19 protein-coding genes and 1 pseudogene are annotated in these 24,689 nt (G+C 60.7%); 12 read left to right on the top strand and 8 right to left on the bottom strand.

All coding sequences use genetic code 11. The features are described from left to right. The 3 genes from BM083_RS17085 to BM083_RS17075 form a co-directional block, all read left to right on the top strand. Nucleotides 1-329 (top strand): integrase core domain-containing protein (locus BM083_RS17085; protein WP_143085760.1); only part of this gene is annotated, 329 nt, incomplete at its 5' end. A 342-nt stretch (nucleotides 330-671) separates the two neighbouring features. Continuing rightward, the gene (gene proB, locus BM083_RS17080; RefSeq protein ID WP_089870970.1) at nucleotides 672-1,505 is read left to right on the top strand and encodes a glutamate 5-kinase; all 834 of its coding nucleotides are present in this window, start codon (nucleotides 672-674) and stop codon (nucleotides 1,503-1,505) included. Beyond that, nucleotides 1,498-2,805: a glutamate-5-semialdehyde dehydrogenase gene (locus tag BM083_RS17075; RefSeq protein WP_089870927.1), complete on the top strand. Its 1,308-nt coding sequence runs from the start codon at nucleotides 1,498-1,500 to the stop codon at nucleotides 2,803-2,805. The genes proB and BM083_RS17075 overlap by 8 nt, the downstream gene beginning before the upstream one ends. Before the next feature lie 38 nt (nucleotides 2,806-2,843). On the opposite strand, the gene BM083_RS17070 is transcribed toward BM083_RS17075, so the two are convergent. Together BM083_RS17070 and BM083_RS17065 are read right to left on the bottom strand one after the other, a co-directional pair. Further along, nucleotides 2,844-3,611, bottom strand: coding sequence for an IclR family transcriptional regulator (locus BM083_RS17070; protein WP_089870925.1), 768 nt, complete (start codon nucleotides 3,609-3,611; stop codon nucleotides 2,844-2,846). An 845-nt stretch (nucleotides 3,612-4,456) separates the two neighbouring features. Then, entirely contained in the window at nucleotides 4,457-6,088 is a 1,632-nt protein-coding gene (locus BM083_RS17065) for a BCCT family transporter (RefSeq protein ID WP_089870967.1), read from the bottom strand. Nucleotides 6,089-6,498: 410 nt separating this feature from the next. On the opposite strand from BM083_RS17065, the gene BM083_RS17060 reads away from it, so the two are divergent. Then, the gene (locus BM083_RS17060) at nucleotides 6,499-7,152 is read left to right on the top strand and encodes a DUF8102 family protein (RefSeq protein ID WP_089870923.1); all 654 of its coding nucleotides are present in this window, start codon (nucleotides 6,499-6,501) and stop codon (nucleotides 7,150-7,152) included. Nucleotides 7,153-7,172: 20 nt separating this feature from the next. Here BM083_RS17060 and BM083_RS17055 read toward each other — a convergent pair whose 3' ends face one another. Next, nucleotides 7,173-7,556, bottom strand: coding sequence for a RidA family protein (locus BM083_RS17055; RefSeq protein WP_089870921.1), 384 nt, complete (start codon nucleotides 7,554-7,556; stop codon nucleotides 7,173-7,175). A 13-nt stretch (nucleotides 7,557-7,569) separates the two neighbouring features. After that, on the bottom strand, nucleotides 7,570-8,949 hold the full coding sequence (locus tag BM083_RS17050) for an aspartate aminotransferase family protein (protein ID WP_089870919.1): 1,380 nt from the start codon (nucleotides 8,947-8,949) through the stop codon (nucleotides 7,570-7,572). A gap of 160 nt (nucleotides 8,950-9,109) precedes the next feature. Between BM083_RS17050 and BM083_RS17045 the strand changes: the two genes are divergently transcribed. The 3 genes from BM083_RS17045 (at nucleotide 9,110) to gdhB (ending at nucleotide 13,339) form a co-directional block, all read left to right on the top strand. Next, on the top strand, nucleotides 9,110-10,768 hold the full coding sequence (locus BM083_RS17045) for an aldehyde ferredoxin oxidoreductase family protein (RefSeq protein WP_089870917.1): 1,659 nt from the start codon (nucleotides 9,110-9,112) through the stop codon (nucleotides 10,766-10,768). Between the two features lie 97 nt (nucleotides 10,769-10,865). Next, the gene (locus BM083_RS17040; protein WP_089870915.1) at nucleotides 10,866-12,044 is read left to right on the top strand and encodes a M24 family metallopeptidase; all 1,179 of its coding nucleotides are present in this window, start codon (nucleotides 10,866-10,868) and stop codon (nucleotides 12,042-12,044) included. Nucleotides 12,045-12,046: 2 nt separating this feature from the next. Further along, nucleotides 12,047-13,339, top strand: coding sequence for a glutamate dehydrogenase GdhB (gene gdhB, locus BM083_RS17035; RefSeq protein ID WP_089870913.1), 1,293 nt, complete (start codon nucleotides 12,047-12,049; stop codon nucleotides 13,337-13,339). 66 nt (nucleotides 13,340-13,405) lie between these two features. On the opposite strand, the gene BM083_RS17030 is transcribed toward gdhB, so the two are convergent. Both BM083_RS17030 and BM083_RS17025 read right to left on the bottom strand, forming a co-directional pair. After that, nucleotides 13,406-16,489 carry an FAD-binding and (Fe-S)-binding domain-containing protein gene (locus tag BM083_RS17030; RefSeq protein WP_089870910.1) on the bottom strand — a complete coding sequence of 1,028 codons (3,084 nt, stop codon included), beginning with the start codon at nucleotides 16,487-16,489 and terminating at the stop codon, nucleotides 13,406-13,408. 6 nt (nucleotides 16,490-16,495) lie between these two features. Continuing rightward, nucleotides 16,496-17,467 (bottom strand): D-2-hydroxyacid dehydrogenase, encoded by a 972-nt coding sequence (locus tag BM083_RS17025; protein WP_089870907.1) that lies wholly within the window; start codon nucleotides 17,465-17,467, stop codon nucleotides 16,496-16,498. 136 nt (nucleotides 17,468-17,603) lie between these two features. On the opposite strand from BM083_RS17025, the gene BM083_RS17020 reads away from it, so the two are divergent. Together BM083_RS17020 and ilvA are read left to right on the top strand one after the other, a co-directional pair. Then, on the top strand, nucleotides 17,604-18,896 hold the full coding sequence (locus tag BM083_RS17020) for an amidohydrolase (RefSeq protein ID WP_089870905.1): 1,293 nt from the start codon (nucleotides 17,604-17,606) through the stop codon (nucleotides 18,894-18,896). Further along, entirely contained in the window at nucleotides 18,893-20,137 is a 1,245-nt protein-coding gene (gene ilvA / locus BM083_RS17015) for a threonine ammonia-lyase (RefSeq protein ID WP_089870903.1), read from the top strand. The genes BM083_RS17020 and ilvA overlap by 4 nt, the downstream gene beginning before the upstream one ends. 33 nt (nucleotides 20,138-20,170) lie before the next feature. Here ilvA and BM083_RS17010 read toward each other — a convergent pair whose 3' ends face one another. Continuing rightward, nucleotides 20,171-21,514, bottom strand: a complete 1,344-nt coding sequence (locus tag BM083_RS17010; protein WP_009377493.1) for an aminotransferase class III-fold pyridoxal phosphate-dependent enzyme — start codon at nucleotides 21,512-21,514, stop codon at nucleotides 20,171-20,173. 210 nt (nucleotides 21,515-21,724) lie between these two features. Here BM083_RS17010 and BM083_RS17005 point away from each other — a divergent pair. The 3 genes and pseudogenes from BM083_RS17005 to BM083_RS16995 form a co-directional block, all read left to right on the top strand. After that, nucleotides 21,725-22,156 (top strand): annotated as a pseudogene (locus BM083_RS17005) (aminotransferase class III-fold pyridoxal phosphate-dependent enzyme); the annotation flags it as partial. A gap of 912 nt (nucleotides 22,157-23,068) precedes the next feature. Further along, nucleotides 23,069-23,674, top strand: coding sequence for a glycoside hydrolase 5 family protein (locus tag BM083_RS23840; RefSeq protein WP_245756925.1), 606 nt, complete (start codon nucleotides 23,069-23,071; stop codon nucleotides 23,672-23,674). A 4-nt stretch (nucleotides 23,675-23,678) separates the two neighbouring features. Next, the gene (locus tag BM083_RS16995) at nucleotides 23,679-24,146 is read left to right on the top strand and encodes a NosD domain-containing protein (RefSeq protein ID WP_177197678.1); all 468 of its coding nucleotides are present in this window, start codon (nucleotides 23,679-23,681) and stop codon (nucleotides 24,144-24,146) included. A gap of 50 nt (nucleotides 24,147-24,196) precedes the next feature. Here BM083_RS16995 and BM083_RS16990 read toward each other — a convergent pair whose 3' ends face one another. After that, on the bottom strand, nucleotides 24,197-24,514 hold the full coding sequence (locus BM083_RS16990; protein ID WP_177197677.1) for a hypothetical protein: 318 nt from the start codon (nucleotides 24,512-24,514) through the stop codon (nucleotides 24,197-24,199). Nucleotides 24,515-24,689 lie beyond the last annotated feature (175 nt).

Genomic DNA, 24,689 nt, shown 5'->3' with positions numbered 1-24,689 from the left:
AGAATCATGGGACTGATCCGGCGGCTGCGTTTCTCCACGGCGTTTGCGAGAAACACGACTGTTCAGACGCGGTGTTTCTCGCCGATGCCTTCGGTTATCGGACTGCCTTCTCTCGATTAGGGTTGAACGGTCGGGTCGACTACACAGAGCGAAACCTGATCGAAAAGTGGTTTCACACGTTCAAAATGAGGGTCGACCGTTTCCACAACTCATGGGTGGGCAGTCGGCTGAGCGTCCGCCGGTGGCTTGCAGTGTTCGTTCATTACTATAATTTTCAGCGACCGCATCAATCGCTCGGTGGTCGAACGCCAGCTCAGGAGGTTAACTAGACAGTGCCGTCCAGCCAATTGGTTACAGTAGCTGTCAGCAGCCATCGTCTGAGAGCGGCGAGTTATAGACAGAAGGTTTCAGGATTTTGACCGACTGAGCAGTTTGGTCACCGCACCTAACGGAGCGATGAGTTGATGCGAGAGTCAACCACTTACCTATCTAGTTATCTCGTTGACTGTTCCTTGCGGCAACAGACACATCTGTATAGCTGCTTCCTCTCGTCGAGGGTAACGGCAATCGAAGGGATGAACACCTTCTGGAAAAGTAATAGAGATAAGACGGCCGTCGACGCGACACTGGCGGCCAAACACCGGTGAGGGAATCCGGATATAAACCATATGATGATTGAAGGAGTCGAACGAGAGGAAGTTGCGCAGGCACGTCAACTCGCAGCCAATGCTGAGCGCGTCATTGTCAAGGCAGGAACGAACTCGCTCACCGATCACGAATCGAATCTTGACGATACGAAACTCGACAAGCTCGTCGACGATATCGTCAGTCTCCGTGAGCGAGGCAAAGACGTCATCCTCGTGTCGTCTGGAGCAGTCGGTGCCGGAAAGGGTCGGGTGGGGTATTCCGAAGAGAACATCGAAGAGGCCCAAGCCTTGTCGACAGTTGGGCAGAGTTACCTCATGCAGCGGTACACAGAGAGTTTCGAGCGGTACGACCAGAAAATCGCTCAGCTTCTGTTGACCCAGCACGACCTCGAAAACCCCGAGCGGTTTACCAACGTTCGAAATACAATCGAGACACTTCTCGAGTGGGATATCGTCCCAATCATCAACGAGAACGATGCCGTCGCAACCGAAGAGATCCAGATCGGGGACAATGACATGCTCTCGTCGACAGTTGCAATCGATATCGACGTCGACTTGCTAGTCACGTTGACCGACGTCGGAGGTGTCTATACGGGGAATCCAAAGGAAGACCCCGCGGTCGAGCGGATCAAAGCTGTCGGACGGAACTACGACGAAGTGCAAGCGATTACTCAGGAGAGCTCGACGAACAAGTTCGGCGGTATTCAAACGAAGGTCCAAGGTGCCCGAAACGTGAGTGAGCACGGTATTCCAGCGATTATCGCGGAGTCGACACAGGAAGATGTCCTCGAGAATATCGCTGCTGGCGAATCGATCGGCACTATCTTCATCCCGATAAACGGAGCCATCAATGACTGAGCACACAGCCGAAACGAAAGTGAAAGAGGCACAGACAGCGGCACTCGAACTTGCGACGCTCTCTGACGACGAGCGACGACAAGGTTTGAACTCGATCGCTGATGCGATTGACGCTCATCACGAAGAGATTCTCGAAGCGAACGAAAAAGACGTCACGGCGGGAGAAGAGATGCTTGCAGAAGGTGAGTACAGTCAAGCGCTCGTCGACCGTCTAGAGCTCTCCCCATCGAAACTCGAGAGTATCGCGGAGATGGTCAGAAGCGTCGCAGAACAGGAGGACCCGCTCGAGAAGACTTTAGCCGCGCGTCGACTCGACACCGACCTCGAACTGTACAAGGTCGCTGTTCCGATCGGCGTCGTCGGAACGGTCTTCGAATCGAGGCCCGATGCACTGGTCCAGATCGCAGCCCTCTGTCTCAGGTCTGGCAATGCCGTTATCCTGAAAGGTGGAAGCGAAGCGAGCCACTCGAATCGCGTCCTCTACGAGATTATTCGAGAGGCGACCGAAACGCTACCTGACGGCTGGGCACAGCTCATCGAAGCACGCGAGGACGTCGATGCCTTGCTCGAGATGGACGATGCAATCGACCTCCTCATGCCACGAGGTAGTTCAGAGTTCGTCCGCTATATTCAGAACAACACGAGTATTCCCGTCCTTGGCCACACGGAAGGAATCTGTCACGTCTACGTCGACGAGGCCGCCGACCTCACCATGGCGAGCAACGTCGCCTACGATGCAAAAGTGCAGTATCCTGCGGTGTGTAACGCCGTCGAGACGCTGTTAGTCCACCGAGACGTCGCCGAAGAGTTCCTCCCCGAGATCACAGCCCGGTATGCAGACGCCGGCGTCGAACTACGCGGCGACGACGCCGTCCGAGAAATCGTCGAGATGGACACAGCAACCGAGGACGACTGGTCGACCGAATACGGCGATTTGATTCTCTCGATTAGAGTCGTCGACTCACTCGGCGATGCCATCAGCCACATCACGAACTACGGCTCGAAGCATACGGAGTCGATCGTGACCGACGACGACGAACGAGCGAGTCAGTTCATGCGTAGTCTCGACTCGGCGAGTGTCTTCCACAACGCTTCGACGCGCTTCAGTGATGGCTACCGTTTCGGTCTCGGCGCTGAGGTCGGCATCAGCACCGGTAAAATCCATGCCCGCGGCCCGGTCGGTCTCGAAGGATTGACTACCTACAAGTACCATCTCGAAGGCGATGGTCACGTCGTCGCCTCTTACACCGGCGAAGACGCGAAACCGTATCTCCACGAGGAACTCGACGCAGAGTGGTAATATTGGTCCGACAGCCCCGAGAGTGAAGCTCTCGGGAGCTAGCCAGAGTTCGTGATCTCCTGTTCAAATCTCGTGACTTGTTGCTCAAGTTGGTCGACGACTGCCCGCTCTCGCTCGTCAGTACGAAGATAAGTCGGTCCACACACGTTCAGCGACCCACAGACACGGCCGAGTTGGTCTTTCACTACTTTACTCACGGCCCAGAGACCTTCGATAGCTTCCTCGTCGTTGAGAGCGTACCCTCGCTCTCGAGTCCGATCTAAGTCGTCGAACAGCTCTGCTCGTGTCGTAATCGTCTTTGAGGTTTCGGCGGGGAGTCCCCACTGGTCGAGTATCTCTTCGACGCGAGCAGTCGGATATTCTGCTAGAATCGACTTACCCGATGCCGTACTGTGCATGTGGAAGAGTCGTCCATCGACGAGGAACGAAGGCGTATCAGTGTAGTTCGTCACGTCGTAGAGTGAGACAGTCCGGCCGTTCTCTTCGACTGTGAAGTCGACTTCTAACTCCGTCTCGTCTGCGAGGTCCGTGACGATTCGCTTTGCAATATCGTACACCTCGTTTTGCTTGCGAGCGAAGTCGCCCAAATGGTGCAGTTTGAGACCGACTCGGTAGCTATTGTTCTCGCGGACGACGTAGCCGTACTGTGAAAGTGTCTGCAAGTGGTTGTGAACAGTACTCCGCGCGAGTCCAGTCTCGTCGACGACGTCGCCCAACGTCGCGCCGTTCTGTTCGACGAGCAGTTCGATGAGTTGGAGAGAGATTTCGGTCGTCTTGAGACCGTTCTCCGTCCGTCGAGGAATCATACAGAGATGATTCGCGCCGATTACTTAGGACTATGTCAACTATTGTCTCTCTACTTCGCAGCTCAGCTAGAACTTCGTAAACGGAATCTGATAACAAATACCCATAGTAGAATACATGATGTTGCTGTTATAGAGATTAAGTTACCACCTGTTCGAATTTCACACACATAGAACCTTCTCAGTAGAGATTCAGCAGAAGAGTTGGAAACACATACACAGAAATTGAATGGAGCTGTGAGTGAATCGGGGGAGTCACAGCATCTCCGCGACCCCACTTAAACGTTCTTCAGGGAGGAACCGAGACCTCCTACCGGCGCCGACTGAACGAGTCCGTTCAATCACCTGAACTGTCGTCAAACAATACCGAAGTTGCTACACAGTTGGTCAGTCGGAGATAGATGCAGGGCCGTCTCTCGTTAACTGACAGCATGCCTCGTCGGATGACCAACGCGAGCACTGCGAAGAGAGAACATGTGTCTCTCCTGATTAGACAGTTAGTCGAATGCTCTTTCATTACACAACTAATGCTGTCATAGTCGCCCCTCGTTACGCGATGACGAGTCAGAGAGTGGTACCGAAGAGAGATAGAAAAACATTCGGCTCTCAGGAACACCAGAGCGACAGCGACTGGACTGAACTGTAGCAGCAGACTTCGGACGAACTATCCCTCGTCTGTGTGGCATCGTGCTCGACGATATTTTGTAAGTCGAGGTGGACGTCACGGCGGCTTATATCCGTTCTATCGGAACCAATCCGAACGGCACGGTGAGATCGAAATCCGTATGGAAAGCAGGAGCGAACCGTTCGAAGGAAAAGTACCCGAGTGGTCGCAGACCACTCGTGAGTCAGTCGTCGTCGCTGGTAGCCCCTCGAGTAGAGTCAGCCTCTGTCGTGTCAGGTTTCCCGTAGAGGGTCGTCTCCTCGCGAAGAAGCACGTTTCCACCCTCGCTACGGAACGTCTTCACGAGTCCGAGTACGGCGATGATACAGACGATGGCGAACGGGCCACCAGTGATAATCGCAGCGGACTGAAGTGCACTCACCCCACCGATGACCATCAGAATCGACGCGACCGCACCCTGGAGAATCCCCCAGAAGACGCGGTTGATCGCCGAGGGTTCCTCCTTCCCGCCAGTCGTCATCATCGAGACGGCGAGCGTCGACGAATCCGCAGAGGTCACGAAGAACGTCGTCACGAGGACGAGGAAGCCGAACAAGAGCAGTGTTCCAACCGGCAGCCCCATGAACTCGATTGCGCCGAAGAGCACGTACCCCGAGACGGCTTCTCCGTACTCGTTGACCGGACCCAGGATGTTTGCGACGCCCGTGTGTTGGTAGATGGCCGCCGTTCCACCGACGATAGCGAACCACGGAATCGTCGCGAGCGACGTCGCCACGATGCCGGTGAACGCGACTTCACGCACGCTGCGACCACGAGAGATACGTGCGATGAACAGACCGGCGAACGGCGACCACGCGAGCGGCCACAGCCAGTAGAAGACGGTCCACGCGTTCGACCACGCGCCACCGTTAGTGTAGTCGGCGAAGAGGCTCATCTTGAAGAAATCGCCGATGAGACCACCCATCGCCTGCGTGCTGAGTTCGAGCACGCGAACGGTCGGCCCGAAGAGGAGCGTCGTCACCATCAGCACGCCGAACAGAATCATGTTGAAGTTCGAGAGGCGACGAATTCCTTTGTCGACCCCGAGGACGAGCGACACGGTGAACAGCGCCGTCATCCCAGTGATGACGCCAATCGTTCCGGCGTCACCGAGTTGGATGCCCCACTGAAACTCGAGTCCGGTGAGGAACTGTTGCCCGATGAACCCGAGCGACGTCGCGACTCCCCCGAGCGTCGCGAACACGGCGAGAATGTCGATGAGTTTCCCGGGCAGATTGTCGACGTTGTCCGCACCGACGAACGGCGTCAGCACGGCGGACACACGGAGCGGTGCGCCGTGTTCGTGAACGAAGTAACCGATTCCGAGTCCCATGACGGTAAAGCACGACCACTGGATAATCGCCCAGTGGAATATGGAGTACTGTACCGCGATGGGAAGTGCCGCTTGCGACTCGGCGGCGACGTCGTACAGGGGTGGGACGGTCGAATAGTGGAGGAGCGCCTCAGCAGGTCCCCAGAAGACGATGCCTGCGGCGAGACCCGCCGAGTAGATCATCGTAAAGTACGAAAAGTAACTGAACTCGGGGCTCTTGTCACCGAGTTTGAGCCGTCCCCAGGGGCCCAAGATGAGAAAGAGGAGGAAGAACACGAACCCCAGCATCACTAACAAGAACGCCCAGTTGAAGTGTCCGAGTACGAACTCCGTTCCCCTCGTGACGAGGTTCCCCGCCGCCTCTGGGTTGAACGCGAAGACGGCGACGAAGAGAAGGGTGATACCCGCACCGAACGCGAACACGATCGGTTCGATCTCTTCGAGGAACTCACTGAGGGGCCCTTGGTCGTTCGGTTGGCTCATCGTCTCTCTCCGTTCTGCGTACAGTTTGGCACGATACGACTCCATCCGCTGTCGTGGTTAGGCGACGTCACGCGACTCCTCCGGATGCCGTGAACACGCCGTGGAGTCCGCTGATAGTCGGTGATGTGCTGAGTTCTCATGGATCGTATGACCACTAGTCATGGCACAGTGTATCTTGTCCCATGACACAACACACCAATTACGAGTCATTTGGATAAAGGTTACGGCTACTGGAGACGAGGTATACGAATGTCGTTGATTCCTTTTAGTTCGTGCCGAAAAGAGACACTTTATAGCACGAATTCTACCACCGCGAGCCTCTGACTGGAGTAGCTGTGGCCGCTCCGCAGCGGGAACGTGCTCTTGTGTGCGTTCGTAACTCTTAATCGGTTTGTACACACAAACTGTGTATGGAAGACGACCGAGACGAAAGCGGTTCTCACGAACGCCTGGCCTTCTCCGCCGACCGCGGGCGGGGTATCTTGACGCCGAGTGACCGGGAGTTCCTCCTCGGTCGCAAGACCGACTACACGGAACACTCCAAGAAACAGAAACGAAACAGAATCCGTCGCCGACTCCGTAACTCGATTCTCGACTTCAGTATCCTCTTCGACCACCTCGAAGACCGTGACCGCGAGACGGTGTTTAATCCCGAAGCAGACGCTCGCGACGACTACACACAGGGTGTCATCGACATGCTCGGATTCCTCCACCTCGGGACGATGGGGTATCACGTCCCGTTCAAGGACATGCTCGGCCAAGGCGTCAACCGTGCAGAGCAGAAACTCGCCGGGTCGGACTACCGGATGGTGACAGTGGACTTCAACGTCGACCCGGTCGGGCAGATCGACGTCGACGAAGTCATCGACAAACTCGACGGTGGAAACTTCGACGAAATCACCGACGAAGAACTGCGCGCGTTCGTTCGACTCATGACCGAATCTGAGGACTTTTCGGCGTCGACGATGCGTGACGAGATGAAAGCGCAGATGACCCAGTTCCTGGAGAAGGTGAACGAAGCGGCCGAACAGCGAAACCGACGCGTCGAAGAGTTGAACGATTGAGGGAGACGCTCCGTCGCTGCCTATCCGAGGTAGGCGATAGCGTCCATCTCGACGCGAACGTCGTCGGGGAGACGTGACACCTCGACACAGACGCGGGCGGGCGGCACGTCGCCGAACTGCTCACCGTAGGCGTCGTTGACGCGGTCGTAGTCGTCGAGGTTGGTCAGATAGACGGTCACCTTGACCACGTCGTCGAGCGACCCACCTGCTTCCTCGACGGTCGCAGCGATGTTGTCGAGTACCTGCTTCGTCTCTGCTCGCACATCTCCGTCGACGTCTTCGCCCGTCTCCGGGTCGACTGGCCCGTAACCGGAGACGTAGAGCGTCTCACCCGCACGAACGCCCTGTGAGTAGGGGTTGTCGTTCCTCGGTGCGTCGTCGGTCGTAATTGGCTCTGGACTCATCGGTTGTGTCCTGTTAGACCGTCTGCTTCGCGGCGGTGGTCGCCTCGATAGCGTCGACGATAACGTCGAGAGCCGTCTCGGCGAGGTCGTGCGTGAGTACGAGGGGTGGGAGCAGGCGCAGGATGTTACCGTGACGACCTGCCTTCCAGACGAGGACGCCGCGCTCGAAGCAGTAGTCTTGAATCGCGTCGGCCATCTCGCCGTCCGGACGCCCGTCGGCGTCGACGAACTCTGCACCGATGAATAGCCCCTTCCCGCGGACCTTCGCGAGATGAGGGTTGCCCTCGCCGGCCTCCCGTAGGCGAGTCTGGATGTAGTCGCCGAGGTCGCGCGCGTGGGCGAGTAGGTCGTGCTCTTGGATGTACTCGATAGCCCGCGTGCCGGCACGCATCCCGACGACGTGACCACGGTACGTCCCGGCGTGGTCGCCCGACCCCCACGTGTCGAGCGATTCGTCGTACATCGTCGCCGACAGCGGGAAGCCGACGCCACCGAGCGCCTTTGCGGAGGTCATCACGTCCGGCGTGACGTCGTACCACTCGCTGGCCCACCACTGCCCAGAGCGACCGAGGCCGCTCTGAATCTCGTCGAAGATGAGTGGCACGTCGTTGTCGGTGGCGAGGTCACGAAGTCCCTGCAGGAATCCCTCTGGCGGCGTGATGACACCACCTTCGCCCTGAATCGGTTCGACGATGATTCCTGCGGGGTTCGCGAGACCCCCGTAGGGGTCTTCGAGAATCGCTTGGACCTCTTCGAGTGCGTGGTCGACTGCCGCCTGTGGACTCTTCTCTTGGCCGAACGGGTACGGGTACGGTGCGTGAACGACGTCGGGGAGCAGCGGCGTGTACGCCTCCTTGAAGCTCTTGTTCGAGGTGACGCTCATCGCACCGCTCGTCGCACCGTGGTACGCGCCACGGAAGGCGATGAGTCCACTGCCACCGGTGTTGTACTTGCCGAGTTTGATCGCTGCCTCGACTGCGTCGCTGCCGGTCGGACCACCGAAGACGACTTTGTTGTTCCCCTGGAGTGCGCCCGGAGCGATCTCGTCGAGTTTCTCGATGAGGTCGAGTCGCGCTTCCGTCGGGAAGTCGACGGTGTGGACGAACTTGTCCGTCTGCTCGTGGACGGCGTCGAGGACGTACGGGTTCGAGTGACCGACGTTCAACACGCCGATGCCGGCGAACATATCGATGAACGTGTTTCCGTCGACGTCACGAACCGTCGCACCTTTTCCCTCCTCGAACGCAATCGGAATGTCCTCGGGGTAGGCGACAGCACTGCTGTCGATGTTCTGTTGCTTCTCGATGAGTGCCCGCGACTTCGGGCCGGGGACGGAGTCGACCGACGGTGCGTCGTCGAAGTGTAACGCCTCTATCGATGGTCCTGCTGGCATACGTGTGCCAATGCGGAACAGTCATAAATAATTTGTCCACAGAAATCGCCCAGACCGTACACGGATTTTGACTCGAATAGTGTCAGCGGACACAGAAGCTTCGGACAGTGTACACAGATATCGTGAAGCGTTAAGTACCACGGGATGTGTTGTCTCGGGTATGCTGCACACACAGGGGCCGCTTCTCACGGTCGACGTCGGGGAGCGAACGGCAGAGACCGAGTCTATCGACGACGTCCTCGAATCGTTCATCGGGGGACGGGGCGTCGCGACGAAACTCGCCCACGACCGGATTCCGTTCGACGCCGACCCGTTCGGAGCGGAGAATCGCTTGTACCTCGCGACAGGACCGATGCAGGCGTCGACGATGAGTTTCACCGGTCGGATGAACGCGACGGCCGTCTCGCCGCTCACCGGCGGGTTGCTCTCGTCGAACGCCGGCGGGTTCATGTCTCGAAACTTCGCGGATACGGGTCACGCCGCCGTCGAGATTACGGGTTCGAGCGACGAACTCGTCGTTCTCCACGTCACCGACGACGGCGTCGAGTTCGAGGCTGTCCCGGACCTCGCGGGTGCGACGGTCCCCGAGACCGTCGCCTATCTCGACGGCGAACACGGCATCGGTGCGGACCAGACGGCCGTCGTCGGTCCCGCGGGCGAGAATCTCGTTCGCTTCGCGTCCATCATGACCTCCGAGGAGCGAGCATTCGGTCGCGGCGGCCTCGGGGCGGTTCTGGGGTCGAAGAACGTGAAGGCGCTCACCTTCGAGGGCGACTCGGCACCCGACATCGACATTCCCGCCTCTCAGATGGAGATTCACCGCGAGGCGGCGACGGACGACCACATCATGAAGCGACAGGGGACGGTCGCGGTGATGGACCTCGCCAACGAGATGAACGGGCTTCCCTCCTACTACTTCACCGAACAGCAGTTCGAAGGCGTCAACGGAATCAACGGCGACGCCGTCGAGGCGAAGAAGTACAAGAAGGGGACCTGCTCTGCGTGCGCGTTCGCGTGTAAACTCCCGACGAGAGACGAGGAGCGTGGCGTCGAGACCGAAGGACCCGAGTTCGAGGTAGCGATGGCGTTCGGGTCGAACTCCGGCGTCGACGACATCGTCGACGTGATGAAGTCGAACGAACTCTGTGACCGCTACGGATTGGACGCGATTTCGGCGGGAAACACCGTCGCCGCCTACCTCGCCGCCGAAGACGAGTTCGGCAACGACGACCTCATCCACGAGACGGTCGAGAAGATTGCGAAACGAGAAGGCGTCGGCGACGACCTCGCGGAAGGAATCGCCCGCGTTCACGACGACCTCGACGTTCCGGACTGGACGGTGAAAGGGATGGACTTCGCGGCTCACGAGGGTCGCGTCCTCCACGGACAGGGCCTCTCCTACGCCGTCGCGAACCGCGGCGCAGACCACATGTACGCCGTGTTCTACTCCCAGGAGTACCCCCTCGTCGACGAACACGACGCCTACGACCCCACTGGGTTCGAGGGGAAGCCCCAGCGTCTCGTCGAGAAAGAGAACCAGATGGCGGTCAACGACAGCGGCGTCGTCTGTAAGTTCTCGCGGGACTACATGACCCCCGAGCGCTACGAGATGCTGTTCGGTGCGGAGTTCGACGAGTTACTCGCCGTCGGTAACCGCATCGTCACGCTCGAACGCCACTTCAACAACCAGCGTGGCTTCGACCGCGCGGACGACACGCTCCCGTACGACCTGCCAGGCTTCGAAGATGCGCTGGAGGAGTACTACGACATTCGTGGGTGGGACGACGGTGTCGTTCCCGACGAGCAGGTGTCGGCGTAACTCCAGTCCGCTCCTTCTTGTACACACGAACTGTAGTCGTCGTCCACAAAAAATTCAAATAGTTGTTCGACGAACCCCTATTTCGAGAACAGGTAGCATGCCACAGTCAGTGTTCACTCCCAGGGAGTACGAGAGACGCATCGAACAGACGAAAGCGCGGATGCGCGAGCGAGAACTCGACGCACTCGTCGTCGCCGACCCGGCGAACATGAACTATCTGGCCGGCTACGACGGCTGGTCGTTCTACGTCCACCAGGCGGTTATTGTGACTCGGAATCGGGACGAACCGGTCTGGGTCGGCCGGGGGATGGACGCAAACGGTGCTCGTGCGACCACGTGGCTCGACGAGGAGAGCATCAGACCGTACAGCGACGACCACGTCCAGTCGCCGAACGACCTCCATCCGATGGATTTCTTCGCCGAAGTTCTGGAGGACCTCGGCGTCGATGACGCACGAATCGGCCTGGAGATGGATGCGTATTACTTCACAGCGAAGTCCTACCTGCGTCTGCAGAAGAACCTCCCCGAGGCCGAGTTCGAAGACACAACCCTCCTCGTCAACTGGATTCGCGTCGAGAAGTCCGAACAGGAACTCGACTACATGCAGGAGGCTGCTCGTATCTCGGAGAACGCGATGGTCGCCGGTCTCGACGCAATCGAAGAAGGTGTTCCCGAGTCGGAAGCCGCCCGTGCCATCTACAACGCGCTCATCGACGGAACCGAGGACTACGGCGGTGACTACCCGTCTATCGTCCCACTCATGCCCTCCGGTGACCACACGGGAACACCGCATCTGACGTGGACCGACCGCCCGTTCGAACGGGGCGACCCGGTCATCATCGAACTCTCGGGTTGTCGGCATCGCTACCACTCACCGCTCGCGCGAACGACCTACGTCGGCGACCCACCGCAGGAGATGCAAGACCGGATGGAAGTCGTCGTCGAGGGTATCAACGCCGCCCTCGACGTCGCCGAACCGGGCGTCACCTGTGAGCGCGTCGAGACGGCGTGGCGCGAGGTGCTTCAGAAGTACGACTTGAAGAAAGAAGACCGAATCGGCTACTCGATGGGACTCGGCTACCCGCCGGACTGGGGTGAACACACGGCGAGTCTCCGCCCGGGCGACGAGACGGTTCTCCGAGAGGACATGACGTTCCACATGATTCCCGGACTCTGGTTCGACGACTTCGGCGTCGAACTCAGCGAGACGTTCCACGTCACCTCGAACGGTGCCGAACTGCTAGCTGACTTCCCGCAGAAGCTGTTCTCTACGTAACCATGGCACAAACGACATCCGAAAGCGTCGACGAGACAGAAACGAACGAGACGACTGAATCAGCCCTGACCACCGCGCGTCGCCAACTGAAGCGTGCCGCGACCCACGTGGACGTCGACAGCGGCGTCGTCGAGCGGTTGAAACATCCGACGAAAGTCCAACGCGTGTCGGTACCGCTCAAACGCGACGACGGCGAGTTGGAGGTGCTGACGGGGTTCCGCGCCCAACACGACGACGTCCGCGGCCCGTACAAGGGTGGACTCCGCTACCACCCCGAGGTCAACGCCGACGAGTGTATCGGCCTCTCGATGTGGATGACGTGGAAGTGCGCGGTCATGGACATCCCGTTCGGCGGCGGGAAAGGTGGTATCGCCGTCGACCCGAAGTCACTGAGCGACGAGGAGAAAGAGCGACTCACCCGGCGCTTCGCCGAAGAACTCCGCGACGTCGTCGGCCCGAAACAGGACGTCCCCGCTCCCGACATGGGAACCGACGCCCAGACGATGGCGTGGTTCATGGACGCCTACTCGATGCAGCGGGGTGAGACGACGCCCGGTGTCGTCACCGGAAAACCGCCCGTCATCGGCGGGTCCTACGGCCGCGAGGAAGCGCCCGGACGGAGCGTCGCCATTATCACGCGTGAGGCTATCGAGTACTACGACTGGGGCATCGAAGACACGACCGTCGCCGTGCAGGGATACGGGAGTGTCGGTGCGAACGCCGCCCGCGCTCTCGACGAGTGGGGTGCGGACGTCGTCGCCGTCTCCGACGTGGACGGCGCAATCTACGACCCCAACGGCCTCGACACGAAGGACGTGATGGGCCACGAGGAACGCCCGGGGATGGTCTCGGGCTACGACGCTCCCGAGACGCGCTCGAACGAAGAACTGCTCGAACTCGACGTCGACGTACTCGTCCCCGCGGCCGTCGGGAACGTCCTCACGGCCGACAACGCCGACGACGTGCAGGCGAATCTCGTCGTCGAAGGGGCGAACGGGCCGACCACGTTCGCCGCCGACACCATCTTCGAGGAGCGCGGAATTCCGGTCGTTCCCGACATCCTCGCCAACGCTGGCGGCGTCACGGTGTCGTACTTCGAGTGGTTACAGGACATCAACCGACGACAGTGGTCGCTGGACCGCGTCCACGACGAGTTAGAGTCCGAGATGCTGCAGGCGTGGAACGCGGTGCGCAACGAGGTGGAAAACCGCGACGTGACGTGGCGCGACGCCGCGTACATCGTCGCACTCACCCGCGTCGCGACGGCGAAAGAGACGCGCGGACTCTGGCCGTAACAAGTCGTTCTCGAAGCGAGCTTTCTACTTTCGGCGAAGAAAGAGAGAGTGAGACGTCGCCGCGACTCAGTTCTGCAGTGCCGCTTCGACCTTCTCGACCGGATGAGACGGCGTCTCCCCACCGTCTCTATCGCCGAGTTGGGTTCGGCAAGATGCGCCGGGGGCGACGACTTCGTCGCCGTCGCTGTCGTCGACTTGCTCGAAGAGGATATCTCCAATCGCTTTGCTCATCGAGTAGTGTTCGGCCTCGTAGCCGAACGACCCGGCCATCCCACAGCATCCCGAGTCGAGGACGTCCACCTCGTAGCCCGCTTCGTGGAGCACCGCGGCGGCGTGGTGGTCCTTCTTCGTCGCCTTCTGGTGGCAGTGGCCGTGGTAGGTGAGAGACGCCGAGTCGGCACCTGTCGCCGACGACGCAGACGACTCCGCGGCGTCGAACGAGAGGTCGAACTCGAAGCGGTCGAGGTATTCGAGGATTCCGTAGCTGTTGGCGGCGACTCGCTCGACGTCGCGGCCGGACAGGAGGTCGAGGTAGTCCGACTGGAGCATCACGGCGTCGGAGGGTTCGACGAGGACGACGTCCCAGCCGTCTTCGACGCGCGGTGCGAGCACGTCGACGTTCGTCGCCGCGCGCTTTCGCGACAGGTCGAGAAAGCCCTTCGAGTGCGCCGGTCGACCGGTCGAGGTGACACCCTGCGGGATTCGAACGTGGACGCCCGCCGCTTCGAGAACTCGAATCGCCGCCTTCCCCGCGTCGGGATGGTTGTAGTTCGTGTACGTGTCGGGGAACAGCAGCACCGTCCGTGTCGCCTGTGAGGCAGGCACCTGTGGCCCGCCACGCGCCTCGAACCACTCCTCGAAGCTCTCGCGGTGGAACGTCGGCAGTGATCGCTCCTCGGCGATGCCGACTACCTTCTCCACCACTGTGCGTGCACCGGGCACCTTCGCGGCCCAGTTCGAGACGGGAGCCAGCGTCGACCCGAGTTCGTTGAGTCGGTCGATGTTCGCGAAGAGTCGTTCGCGGAGGCCGGCCCCGTGTTCGTCGTGGTGGGCGTGTTCGACTTCGGCTTTCAACTTCGCCATGTCGACTTCGCTCGGACAGTCGCGGGCACACCCCTTACAGCCGACACAGAGGTCCATGATTTCACGCATGAACTCGGTGTCGACTGCGTCTTCGTCGAGGTCACCGCTCATCGCCTGCCGGAGCATGTTCGCCCGGCCGCGGGTCGCGACGCTCTCTTCTTCGGCGGCGCGGTAGGTCGGACACATCACGCCGCCCGTCGTCTCCTGTTGGCCGCGACAGCCGCCACAGCCGTGACAGAGTTCGACCATCCCCTGAAAGCCGTTCTCGTTGTCCCACTCCAAGGCCGGGTCGAACCCGGCGTCGAAGTCGTACTCCGGACCCATCCGGAGGTTCTCGGTCATATCGACGTCGCCACAGACCTGACCTGGGTTGAGAATCCAGTCGGGGTCGAACGCCGACTTGAGGTCCCGAAAGAGGGACCAGACCTCCTCGCCGTACAGTTTCCGGTTCCACTGGGTCCGGGCACGGCCGTCGCCGTGTTCGCCCGACACGGAGCCGTTGTACTCGACGACGAGGTCGGTTACGGCATCGGAGATAGACTCCATCTGCGCGACGCCCGCCGGACTCTTCGTGTCGACGAGCGGCCGCATGTGCATACATCCGGGGCCGGCGTGGGCGTAGAAGGAGGCGAACGTGTCGTTGTCTTCGAGCACCTCCTGGAAGTCGGCGACGTAGTCCGCGAGGTTCTCGGTCGGGACGGCCGTGTCCTCGATGAACGAGATGTGCTTCGCGTCCGTGGTCCGCGAGAGGAGGATGGGCATCCCGCTCTTGCGGAGTTTCCAGAGCGTCGCCCGCTCCTCGGCGTCGTACGCTTCCAGCACGTCGAAGGCGCGGACCGGGTCGTCGCTCGGCAGAGTTGCGTCGTCTGCGTCCTCTTCGACATTGGGTGACGCAGTCGGCACCCTATCGGCGACGAGGTCTGCGACCTGCTCTCTCCCGTGTGCCTCGTCGTCGGCGTAGAACTCGACGAGTAGCGCCGTCTCCGTCTCCGGCGGGAGCATCGTCGCTACCTCTGCGAACTCCTCGGTGTCGCGGGCGAGGTCCAACAGCACGTCGTCGATAGCTTCGACGGCGGCCGGGTCGTGGTTGCGGACGATGGTGTCGACGTCGGCCATCGCGTCCAGTAGGTCGCGGTAGGTGAGTAGCGCGACCGACTTGGTCTCCGGAATCGGTTCGAGCGACAGGGTCGCCGCCGTGACGACACCGAGCGTCCCCTCGCTCCCGGCGAAGACCCGGGCGAGGTTGACCGATTCGGCCTCTGACTCAGATTCCTGTACGAGTCGGTCGAGGTTGTAGCCCGAGACGTTCCGCTTGAGTTGCGGGTAGACCTCCCGAATCGTCTCGGCCTCCTCGTCGACGACGCGACGGAGCGCGTCGTAGATTCGGCTCTCGATATCGCCCTCGGGGTCGGCGCGCGCGCGAAGTTCGTCGAGTGTGACTTCGCCGAACGTGGTGACGGTGCCGTCCGCGAGAACTACCTCGACCGCCTCGACGTAGGCGTCGGTCTTACCGTACTTCAGCGAGTGTGCACCCGTAGAGTTGTTTCCGATAGCGCCGCCGACCGTGCTCCGGTCGCCGGCGGCGGGGTCGGGCGCGAACTTCAGGTCGTGCGGTTCGAGTTCGGCGTTGAGGTCGGCAAGCACAGCACCGGCTTGCACGTCGGCGACACGCGCGTCCGAGTCGACTTCGTCGACGTCGCTCATGTGGACGCTCAAGTCGAGGACGACGGCTTCGTTCGTCGCCTGTCCGGCGAGACTAGTGCCGCCGCCGCGAGGGAGGACGGGTATCTCACGCTCCGCACAGTAGTCGACGACCGCGGCGACGTCGTCGGTGGACCGCGGGAAGACGACGCCGACGGGCGTCACCTCGTAGGCGGAGGCGTCTGTTGCGTACAGTTGTCGGGAGTACTCGTCGAACCGGACGTTCCCCTCGACGAGCGATTCGAGGTCGGACACGAGTCCCTCTCGGTCGACGGTGCCACCGGTGTAGTCGTAGTCCGCTCGGTCGTCGTCGGCCGGGTCGTCAGCGGCGGAGTCGTCCTGCAAACGGGGGTCCTGCGTCGCCATCGCGGGTCAGTTCTGCTCCGGAGCGAGCACTTGGTTCACCAACTCGTCACCAGTCCCGAGTCGAGCGACGTTCTCACCGACGATGTCGGCGAGTCGGTCCCAGTGCTTCGGGGTGTGACCGCCCGTGTGCGGGGTGATGAGACAGTTTTCGAGCCCCCACAGCGGGTGGTCGGCGGGGAGCGGTTCGGGGTCGGTCACGTCGAGGGCCGCACCACGAATCTTGTTCGAGCGAAGCGCCGACACCAGCGCGTCGGTGTCGACGATGCCGCCGCGGGCGGTGTTGACGAGGACGCTGTCTGTCGGCATCGTCGCCAGTTCCGCGCTCCCGATGAGCCCCCGGGTGAGGTCGTTGAGCGGGCAGGCGACGACGACGTAGTCGCTCCGCGAGAGCGCCTCGTGGACGTCGTCTTCGTCGAACCCGAGCACCTCGTCGGTCGGCCCGCCCTTCGACGGCGTGTATCGGACGCCAATCGTCTCCACCTCGAACCCCTGCAGTCGCTGGACGACGGCCTGTCCGATAGAGCCGAGACCGATGACCGTCACCGTGCTGTCGGTGAACTCGTGCGACTGGAAGTGCCGCCACTCGCCCTGCTGTTTGCGCCGCCAGCCCTCGTGGAGGCGGCGGGTGAAGACGAGCATGTTGCCGATGGCCTGTTCGGCGATACCTGGGGCGTGAATCCCGCCGGCGTTCGTGACGGCGACACCCCGTGATTCGAGTTCGTCCATCGGCACGTGGTCCGTGCCGGCGAACGTGCAGGCGAACAGTTCGAGGTTCTCCGCCCGTGCGAGGAGGTTCTCGTCGATGGCGATTCCCGTGACGACGCGGGCTTCTTCGACCAGTTCGCGCTCTTCTTTCGGTGTGCGAGCGAGCGCGACATCGTGTTCGGGCATGCGCTCTTGAAGCGTTTCGGCGTACGATTCCATCGACAGTCCTTCCGTCCCCTCTCGGAGGACGACAACGTCGGCGTTCTCACTCATAGCTAGCTCACACATGCGTCTGACGAGACGCGTGCGATAGTGTGTGCATTGGCACTGTTCGACTTAGTCTTTCTGTGTATTCGGCATCTACAAATCCTGTGTATAGTTAAGTGAGAGGAGTGTGAATGTGACACACATGTCAGCACCGGTCACAGAGAGACTGGTATCGTTGCGACGAGAGTTCCACCAACACCCAGAACCCGCGTGGCGGGAGTTCTATACCACGCACCGACTCGTCGAGGAGATTCGCCGCATCGACGTCGACGAACTCGCCGTCGGTCCCGAGGCGTACGACCCGGCCGACCGGATGGCCGAACCCGACCCGGACGACCTAGAACGATGGATGGAGCGCGCACGCGAACGCGGTGTCGACGACGATTTACTGGAGACGATGGCCGGCGGCAACACGGGTGCCGTCGCCGTTCTCCGCAACGGAGAGGGACCGTCCGTGGGTCTCCGCGTCGACATCGACGCACTGTTCATCGAGGAGTCGACCGACGAGAGCCACCTCCCCGAAGCCGAGGGATTCCGCTCGAAGTACGACGAGTCGATGCACGCTTGTGGGCACGACGCCCACATGACCTGGGGGCTTGCCGTCTTGGAAGCCGTCAAAGAGAGCGACTTCGAAGGCACGTTCACAGTGTTCTTCCAACCCGCCGAGGAAGTCTCCGGGGGCGGTCACCCGATGGCGGAGAGCGAGTACTGTGCCGACGTCGACTACCTCTTCGCCGTCCACGTCGGTCTCGACCATCCGACCGGCGAAGTCGTCGCGGGCATCGAGCGGCCGCTGGCGATGTGCCACGTCGACGCGACGTTCGAGGGCACGTCGGCCCACGCCGGAAAGGCTCCGAACGAGGGCGACAACGCCATGCAGGCGCTCGGGACGGCGATACAGAACACCTACGCGATTCCGCGCCACAGCGACGGGATGACTCGCGTCAACATTGGGCGGGCAGAGGGTGGGACCGCGAGTAACGTCGTCGCCGACGAGGTGAGCATCCTCGGCGAGGCGCGCGGCGAGACGACGGAACTGATGGAGTACATGAAGGAGAAACTCGTCGACACGCTTCACACCTCGGCGGAGATGCACGGCTGTGACGCCGACGTGGAAATCGTCAGCGAGTCGCCCCGGGCCGACAGCGACCCGGAACTCGTCGACGTCGTCGCCGACGCCGCCCGCGGCGTCGAGGGCGTCGAGACGGTGACGCCGACGGCGGACTTCGGGGCGAGCGAGGACGCGACGTTCCTGATGGAGCGTGTTCAGGAGGAGGGTGGCCTCGCGACGTACCTCATCGTCGGAACGGACCACCCGACGAGCCACCATACCTCGACGTTCGACGTTGACGAGCGAAGCCTCTCTATCGGCGTCGAGATATTGACGAACGCGATCTTGTCCGTGGGAGAGACCGAGTCAGGTGAGAGTCGATGAGCGAACGGTGTGCCACCGATGTCGTCACCGTCGGGGACGTTGCGGCCGCGCACGACCGAATCGCCGACGTTGCCCACCGAACGCCGCTGGACACCTCGACGACGTTCGCCGAGATGAGCGGCGCGGCGTCGGTCGGACTCAAACTCGAGAACATGCAGCGAACGGGGTCGTTCAAGATTCGCGGCGCCTACAACACGATGGCGCAACTCTCGGACGACGTGCGGGAACGCGGCGTCGTCGCCGCCAGCGCCGGCAACCACGCGCAAGGAGTCGCACTCGCGGGTGACCTGCTCGACATCGACACGACCATCGTCGTCCCCGAAGTGACGCCTGCAGCCAAAATCGAGGCGACTCGGGGCTACAGCGCGGAGGTCATCGTCGAAGGAGACATCTACGAGCGTTCCTACGAGTACGCGCTGAAACTCGCCGACGAGGAGCGATTGGAGTTCGTCCATCCGTTCGACGACGAAGGCGTCATCGCCGGGCAGGGAACGGTGGGCCGAGAACTGCTCGACCAGTATCCGGACCTCGACACCGTCCTCGTCTCCATCGGCGGCGGCGGTCTCATCTCCGGCATCGCCACGGTGCTCAAAGAACACGACCCGTCGATTCGCGTCGTCGGCGTCCAACCAGAGGGTGCGTCTCACGCGAAACCGTCACTGGAACACGACGAGATTCGCGAACTCCCCGAAATCGACACAGTCGCCGAGGGAATCGCCGACACTCGTCTGCTCGAAAAGACGTTCGCAGTCGTTCGCGAACGCGTCGACGACGTCGTCTCGGTGACCGACTCGGAGATGAGCGTCGCGCTGACGCTGCTGGCAGAACGGGCGAAAACGGTCGTGGAGACGGCCGGTGCTGCACCCGTCGCTGCGCTCCTGTCGGGGGCAGTCGACGTCAACGACGAACACGTCGCCGCAGTCGTCTCCGGTGGGAACGTCAACCTCACCGAGCACGGTGAACTCGCCCGTGCCGGGTTGATGGAACTCGAACGATACGCCGACGTCGACGTCGCTGTCGCAGATTGGCCAGCGGGCGTGAGTGCGGTGGCGGAGACGGTGGAGTCGCGAGGGGCCGAACTGGACGTACTGGAACGGACACGTCGAACCGCCACGGACGACCCGAACCGGACGCCCGTGAGACTCGGTGTAGAGGGCAGTGATGCGAAACATCTCCGGTCGGTCGTCGACGCACTCGACAGTCTCGATAGCGTGGCCGTCACGTCACACACGCTGGACTGACTGGATAGAACACAGAGAAGACAGTAAGTGTCGTTACTTCGCGGCGGCTATCGCGTCGGTGAAGATGCCGACGCCGAGTTCGATTTCTCGTTCCGTCGAGTCGAGCGGCGGGAGCAGTCGAATCGTCTTCGAGCCACAGCCGAGAGTGAGTAAGCCGCGCTTCAGTGCCTCCTGGACGACCACGTCGCGGCGTTCCGGCGTGTCGAACTCGATGGCGAGCATCAGCCCCTTCCCGCGAACGTCTTCGACGTAGTCGGGTGCGTGGTCGCGAACGAGTTCTTTTGCCTGTTCACCGCGCGTCGTTGCGTTGTCGAGCAGGTCGTGTTCCTCGATGGCCTCCAAGGTGAACACGCCCTGCATCGACGAGAGGAGGTCGCCGCCGCCGAACGTCGACCCGAGGCGGTTCTTCTCGTCCGGGAACAGTTCGGACCGCGAGATGGTCGCACCGACTCGAAGCGCCTTCGCGCTGGCGATGACGTCCGGTTCGATAGGGTAGTGGTCGGATGCCCACATCTCGCCGGTTCGACCGATACCCGACTGAATCTCGTCGACGACGAGGGGGATGTCGTACTCCTCCTTGACGTCTTGGACCTCCTGCATGAACTCCGTGCTCGGGAACCGGTAGCCGCCGACGCCCTGAATCGGTTCGAGGACGATGAACGCCACCTCCTCGGGGTTGATGTGTCCGTGCTTCGGATGGAGCATGGTTCGGAGGCGGGACCCTTCACCGGCGAAGAACCCACAGTCGCAGGTGTCGGGGCTACAGCCTCGGTCGTCGCAGAACGGCACCATCCGCATCCCGGAGAGTTCGGGGTAGTGACGAGTGTACACTTCCTTCGACCGCGTCACCGACAGCGTTCCGAACGTCCGTCCGTGGAAGCTGTCCTGGAAGGCGAAGCCGTACTTCGCCTGCGGTGTGTTGTCGTACGAGATTTTCATACTGTTCTCGACAGCCTCCGCCCCGGAGTTCGAGAGGAACACGGTGTCCATCCCGTACTGACTGGAGACGTCGCAGAGCTTCTCCATGAGGTGGCTCGACCCGGGCACGTCCGACGATTCGGGCGTTTCGCCCGCTCCGAAGTACATGTCCTGCCCGGCGATTTTCATCGGCTCGACGAGGTCGAACTCCTGGAGTTTGTCCAGGACTTTCTCGTTGTTGTAGCCGAGCGGTGCGGCCCCGATGTGGCAGGTGAAATCGAGGAGGACGTTTCCGTCGACGTCTGTCACGAACGGACCGTCGGCCTCCCGAGTGATGTCCCAGACGAACTCGTGGGAGTACTCACTCGGTGCAGCGTGTTTCGTGTGGTACTCGACCCACTCTTTCGCATTGGGGCCTGGGAGAGCCTCCGCTGTCGGCTCCGCGGTGTGCCTATCCATACACAACAGGTGTGAACACCATACATTAAATCTGATGGTGGATGAGTCATGTGTACAACCGACATACACAGAGCGGAGGACGTTGCTCGACGTCTTCTCCGGCATCTCGGTGACGAACATCGGTCACGGCAACGAAACCGCCGTCGAGGCTGCGACCGAGCAGTTAGAAGAGTTCGTCCGCAACTGTTCGTACGTCTACCCGAATCGACCTTCGAGTCCGGTGACCACCTCTCGACGCTCGGGGGCAACCCCGTCGCCTGCGCTGCCGCGTTGGCGACCATCGACGAACTGCAGGACGGCATCGTCACAAACGCTCGGGAGAACGGCGAGTGGCTCTCGGCCGAACTCGACACTCTCGAATCTGACTACGACGCTGTCGGCGAAGCGCGTGGAGTCGGTCTGATGCAGGGTATCGAACTCGTCCAACCGGAGACGACCCGTCCACAGCACGTCGCGCCGAACCCGGACGAGAAACTCGCGAACGCAGTCGGCGAACATCTCCGCGAGGAGTCGAACGTCGTCATGGGTGTGGGCGGTTACTACAAGAGCGTGATGCGCTTCCAGCCGCCGCTGACGATTTCGAGAGACCAACTCGGCGAAGCCGTCGACGCCGTTCGGGACGCGCTGGACGAGCTAGCCTAAACTCGTTTTGTGGGTGTCGGTGTCCCGGCTGTCGTCGGATTTTAGGCGGTTTCCCGTGTGGAAACTGCTTCGGATAGGTTACCACAAGTCGGCTCGGAAGAGAGGTACGTCCTATCGAGTTGATGGTAATCAAACGCTTACGTGGAGAGTACAGTAATGTGGTCGTAGAACTATTTTGTACTAGTGAGGCAGCTACCGTTCCACTGTTTCGTCTCCGCCGAGGAGGCATTCGAAGTTTCGGCTAGAATGGATATATCCCCTTCACTGAATACACTCTTAGAGTGACAACGGTTTGATGAGACATTGTATGGTCTCTGGGGCTGAACTACCTTACCCGAGGAGATTCCCGAAATGAGTCCAAAGCAAAGCCTTACTCGGCGGCGATATCTAGCGGCAGGTGTAGTCGGAGGAATAGCCGGAGTGGCGGGATGTACCACCCGAATTGGCGACGTCGACGAGCGTGAATGGGTTCCGGAGCTCGACGTGCCTAATTCGATAAACTCGCTTCTTACCGAACGAGATGTCGTCGACGTCCGAGGGGCGATTTACATTCCATCGCGAGCATACAACTTGTATCAGATGTGGCAACACTACGAACCGGCAGTCATCGAGCGTGATCTGACCTACGCGACACGCATCAATCTGAACGCAGTCCGGACGTGGTTGTCGTACGAAGCATGGAGAGAGAACCCCCGTGGCCACGAGAGAGCCCTCGACCACTTTTTGCAGGCGGCTGCCGACCGCGACATCTCGGTTCTCTTGGGGCTCTTCGACGGCGTCGGACGGAGTCCAACGCCAAAACGACTGGCCGATACGAATCCCAAGTCAGCGACGGGCTTGAGTTCCCCTCCGAAGAGAGTACTCGAGAATAGACAGCTGTGGGACAGACCACGGCAGTTTGTCCACTGGTTTATGCAACGGTACCGTGACGACGACCGGTTGCTCGGAATCGAAGTCATGAACGAACCCGGTTGGAAAGTCAGTAAGAAGGTGTTCGCCCGTGAGATGTTTCGGACACTCCGTGAGCGACGCGGACGTGTCCCACTCACCGTTGGATCGACGAGTATCGCGAACAACGCCGAGTACGGACGGTGGGGTAACGAAATCGCTCAGTTCCATTACAACTTTGTGAAAGATCGACCGACGTACCGAACGATGCTCTCGCGAGTGTGTCTCTGTCGAGACGCACTGGATATGCCCGTCTGGCTCACAGAGTGGCAGCGAACACGCGATGGTCGAGGGTTCACCGCAGAGCCAAAACCCGGCGAAAAGACGCCCGATTACGCAAGTTTAGCACCCACGATTCACGAGGCTGGCGTCGGGAACTTCTTCTGGTCGCTGATGGTCAAGCCAGCGTGGGTCCAACCACAGCGGAAGAATGGTGTCATCAGCGGCGTGTTCCACGAAGACGGGTCGGTGTGGAGCGTCGAGGACGCCCGAGCGATAAAAGCGATGTCAGGCGATGCAACGTTCGACGGAGAGGAGCGGCCCGAGTGGCCCGAGTGGGCGAAGGCGTAATTCTATGGCTAACCAGATCAAATCACAGACCACCATCACGGAATCGGGAACGTACACCCTGGCGAGAGATATTCAAAATGGGGGAGGGACGCGTCTCTCAGAATCGTTCATCCGAATCGAGGCAGACGACGTCGTCTTCGACGGCAACGGAAGCACAATCACCGGCAACGGAGTAAGTGATACGGCCGGAATCGTCGTGTCGGATGCACGAGACGTGACGATCAAGAACGTCACACTCAGCCGCTGGGATTACGGACTACGCTTCGAGAGCGTACGGGGCGGAGAAGTTCGGAACCTCCGGGTCCACGACAATGGGTATGGAGTGTCACTCGAAGACACGAACCTCGTTGTCCTCCGAGAGAACCGCGTCGTGCAAAATCTGCTAGGAATCGTATCCGACGGTGCGAGTCGCGTGATTCTGTGGGAGAACGAAGTTGAGAACAACGGTGGTGACGACGTCTATCGATACTGAGTGCTGTAGTGCTGTGTTCGGACGGACGAGACACGAACGTCTCGATGCCCTCACCGGTCGTCGACAGCCATCTCGACCACGCCGGCGACGGCGTCGGTGGCATCACCCTCGGGGAAGAGCTCACAGCCGACGTAGCCGTCGCACCAAGTGTCGGCAAGTGCCCCAAGGGCGTTTCGGTAGTCGGGGTCACCTGTACCCGATTCGTGTCGGCCGAGCACGTCACCGAGGTGGACGTGCCCAACCGCGTCGACCTTCTCCGAAGTGTCCAGGTCGGCATCTCGTCCACGATTGCACTCCGAACACATATCTGAGTAGAGATTGCTGTCGATGCTGGCAGTGGTCACGGACTTCCCGAAGTCGCCGTTCACCAATTCGTCGATACAGAGTTGTCCGGTCTCGCGGTAGAGAAGAGCGCTTTGTTGCCACTCTCTCCTCGGTGAGAGCATGGATTGTGTAGCTTCGCGGTGACAGTCGTCGTGACCATTACAGTCGTGACCTAGTACGCAATCTTGTGAGCCCATTGGAATATTAGACCGTACTATC

The organism is Halogranum rubrum (genome assembly GCF_900114455.1).
Classification (GTDB): Archaea; Halobacteriota; Halobacteria; order Halobacteriales; family Haloferacaceae; genus Halogranum; species Halogranum rubrum.
The sequence above is the reverse complement of the archived record's forward strand: the minus strand, read 5'-3'. Positions and strand labels throughout refer to the sequence as shown.

Coding starts and splice junctions, on each gene's coding strand:
- proB (WP_089870970.1), top strand. CDS start 672: ATGATTGAAGGAGTCGAACGAGAGGAAGTTGCGCAGGCACGTCAACTC.
- BM083_RS17075 (WP_089870927.1), top strand. CDS start 1,498: ATGACTGAGCACACAGCCGAAACGAAAGTGAAAGAGGCACAGACAGCG.
- BM083_RS17070 (WP_089870925.1), bottom strand. CDS start 3,611: ATGATTCCTCGACGGACGGAGAACGGTCTCAAGACGACCGAAATCTCT.
- BM083_RS17065 (WP_089870967.1), bottom strand. CDS start 6,088: ATGAGCCAACCGAACGACCAAGGGCCCCTCAGTGAGTTCCTCGAAGAG.
- BM083_RS17060 (WP_089870923.1), top strand. CDS start 6,499: ATGGAAGACGACCGAGACGAAAGCGGTTCTCACGAACGCCTGGCCTTC.
- BM083_RS17055 (WP_089870921.1), bottom strand. CDS start 7,556: ATGAGTCCAGAGCCAATTACGACCGACGACGCACCGAGGAACGACAAC.
- BM083_RS17050 (WP_089870919.1), bottom strand. CDS start 8,949: ATGCCAGCAGGACCATCGATAGAGGCGTTACACTTCGACGACGCACCG.
- BM083_RS17045 (WP_089870917.1), top strand. CDS start 9,110: ATGCTGCACACACAGGGGCCGCTTCTCACGGTCGACGTCGGGGAGCGA.
- BM083_RS17040 (WP_089870915.1), top strand. CDS start 10,866: ATGCCACAGTCAGTGTTCACTCCCAGGGAGTACGAGAGACGCATCGAA.
- gdhB (WP_089870913.1), top strand. CDS start 12,047: ATGGCACAAACGACATCCGAAAGCGTCGACGAGACAGAAACGAACGAG.
- BM083_RS17030 (WP_089870910.1), bottom strand. CDS start 16,489: ATGGCGACGCAGGACCCCCGTTTGCAGGACGACTCCGCCGCTGACGAC.
- BM083_RS17025 (WP_089870907.1), bottom strand. CDS start 17,467: ATGAGTGAGAACGCCGACGTTGTCGTCCTCCGAGAGGGGACGGAAGGA.
- BM083_RS17020 (WP_089870905.1), top strand. CDS start 17,604: ATGTCAGCACCGGTCACAGAGAGACTGGTATCGTTGCGACGAGAGTTC.
- ilvA (WP_089870903.1), top strand. CDS start 18,893: ATGAGCGAACGGTGTGCCACCGATGTCGTCACCGTCGGGGACGTTGCG.
- BM083_RS17010 (WP_009377493.1), bottom strand. CDS start 21,514: ATGGATAGGCACACCGCGGAGCCGACAGCGGAGGCTCTCCCAGGCCCC.
- BM083_RS23840 (WP_245756925.1), top strand. CDS start 23,069: ATGCAACGGTACCGTGACGACGACCGGTTGCTCGGAATCGAAGTCATG.
- BM083_RS16995 (WP_177197678.1), top strand. CDS start 23,679: ATGGCTAACCAGATCAAATCACAGACCACCATCACGGAATCGGGAACG.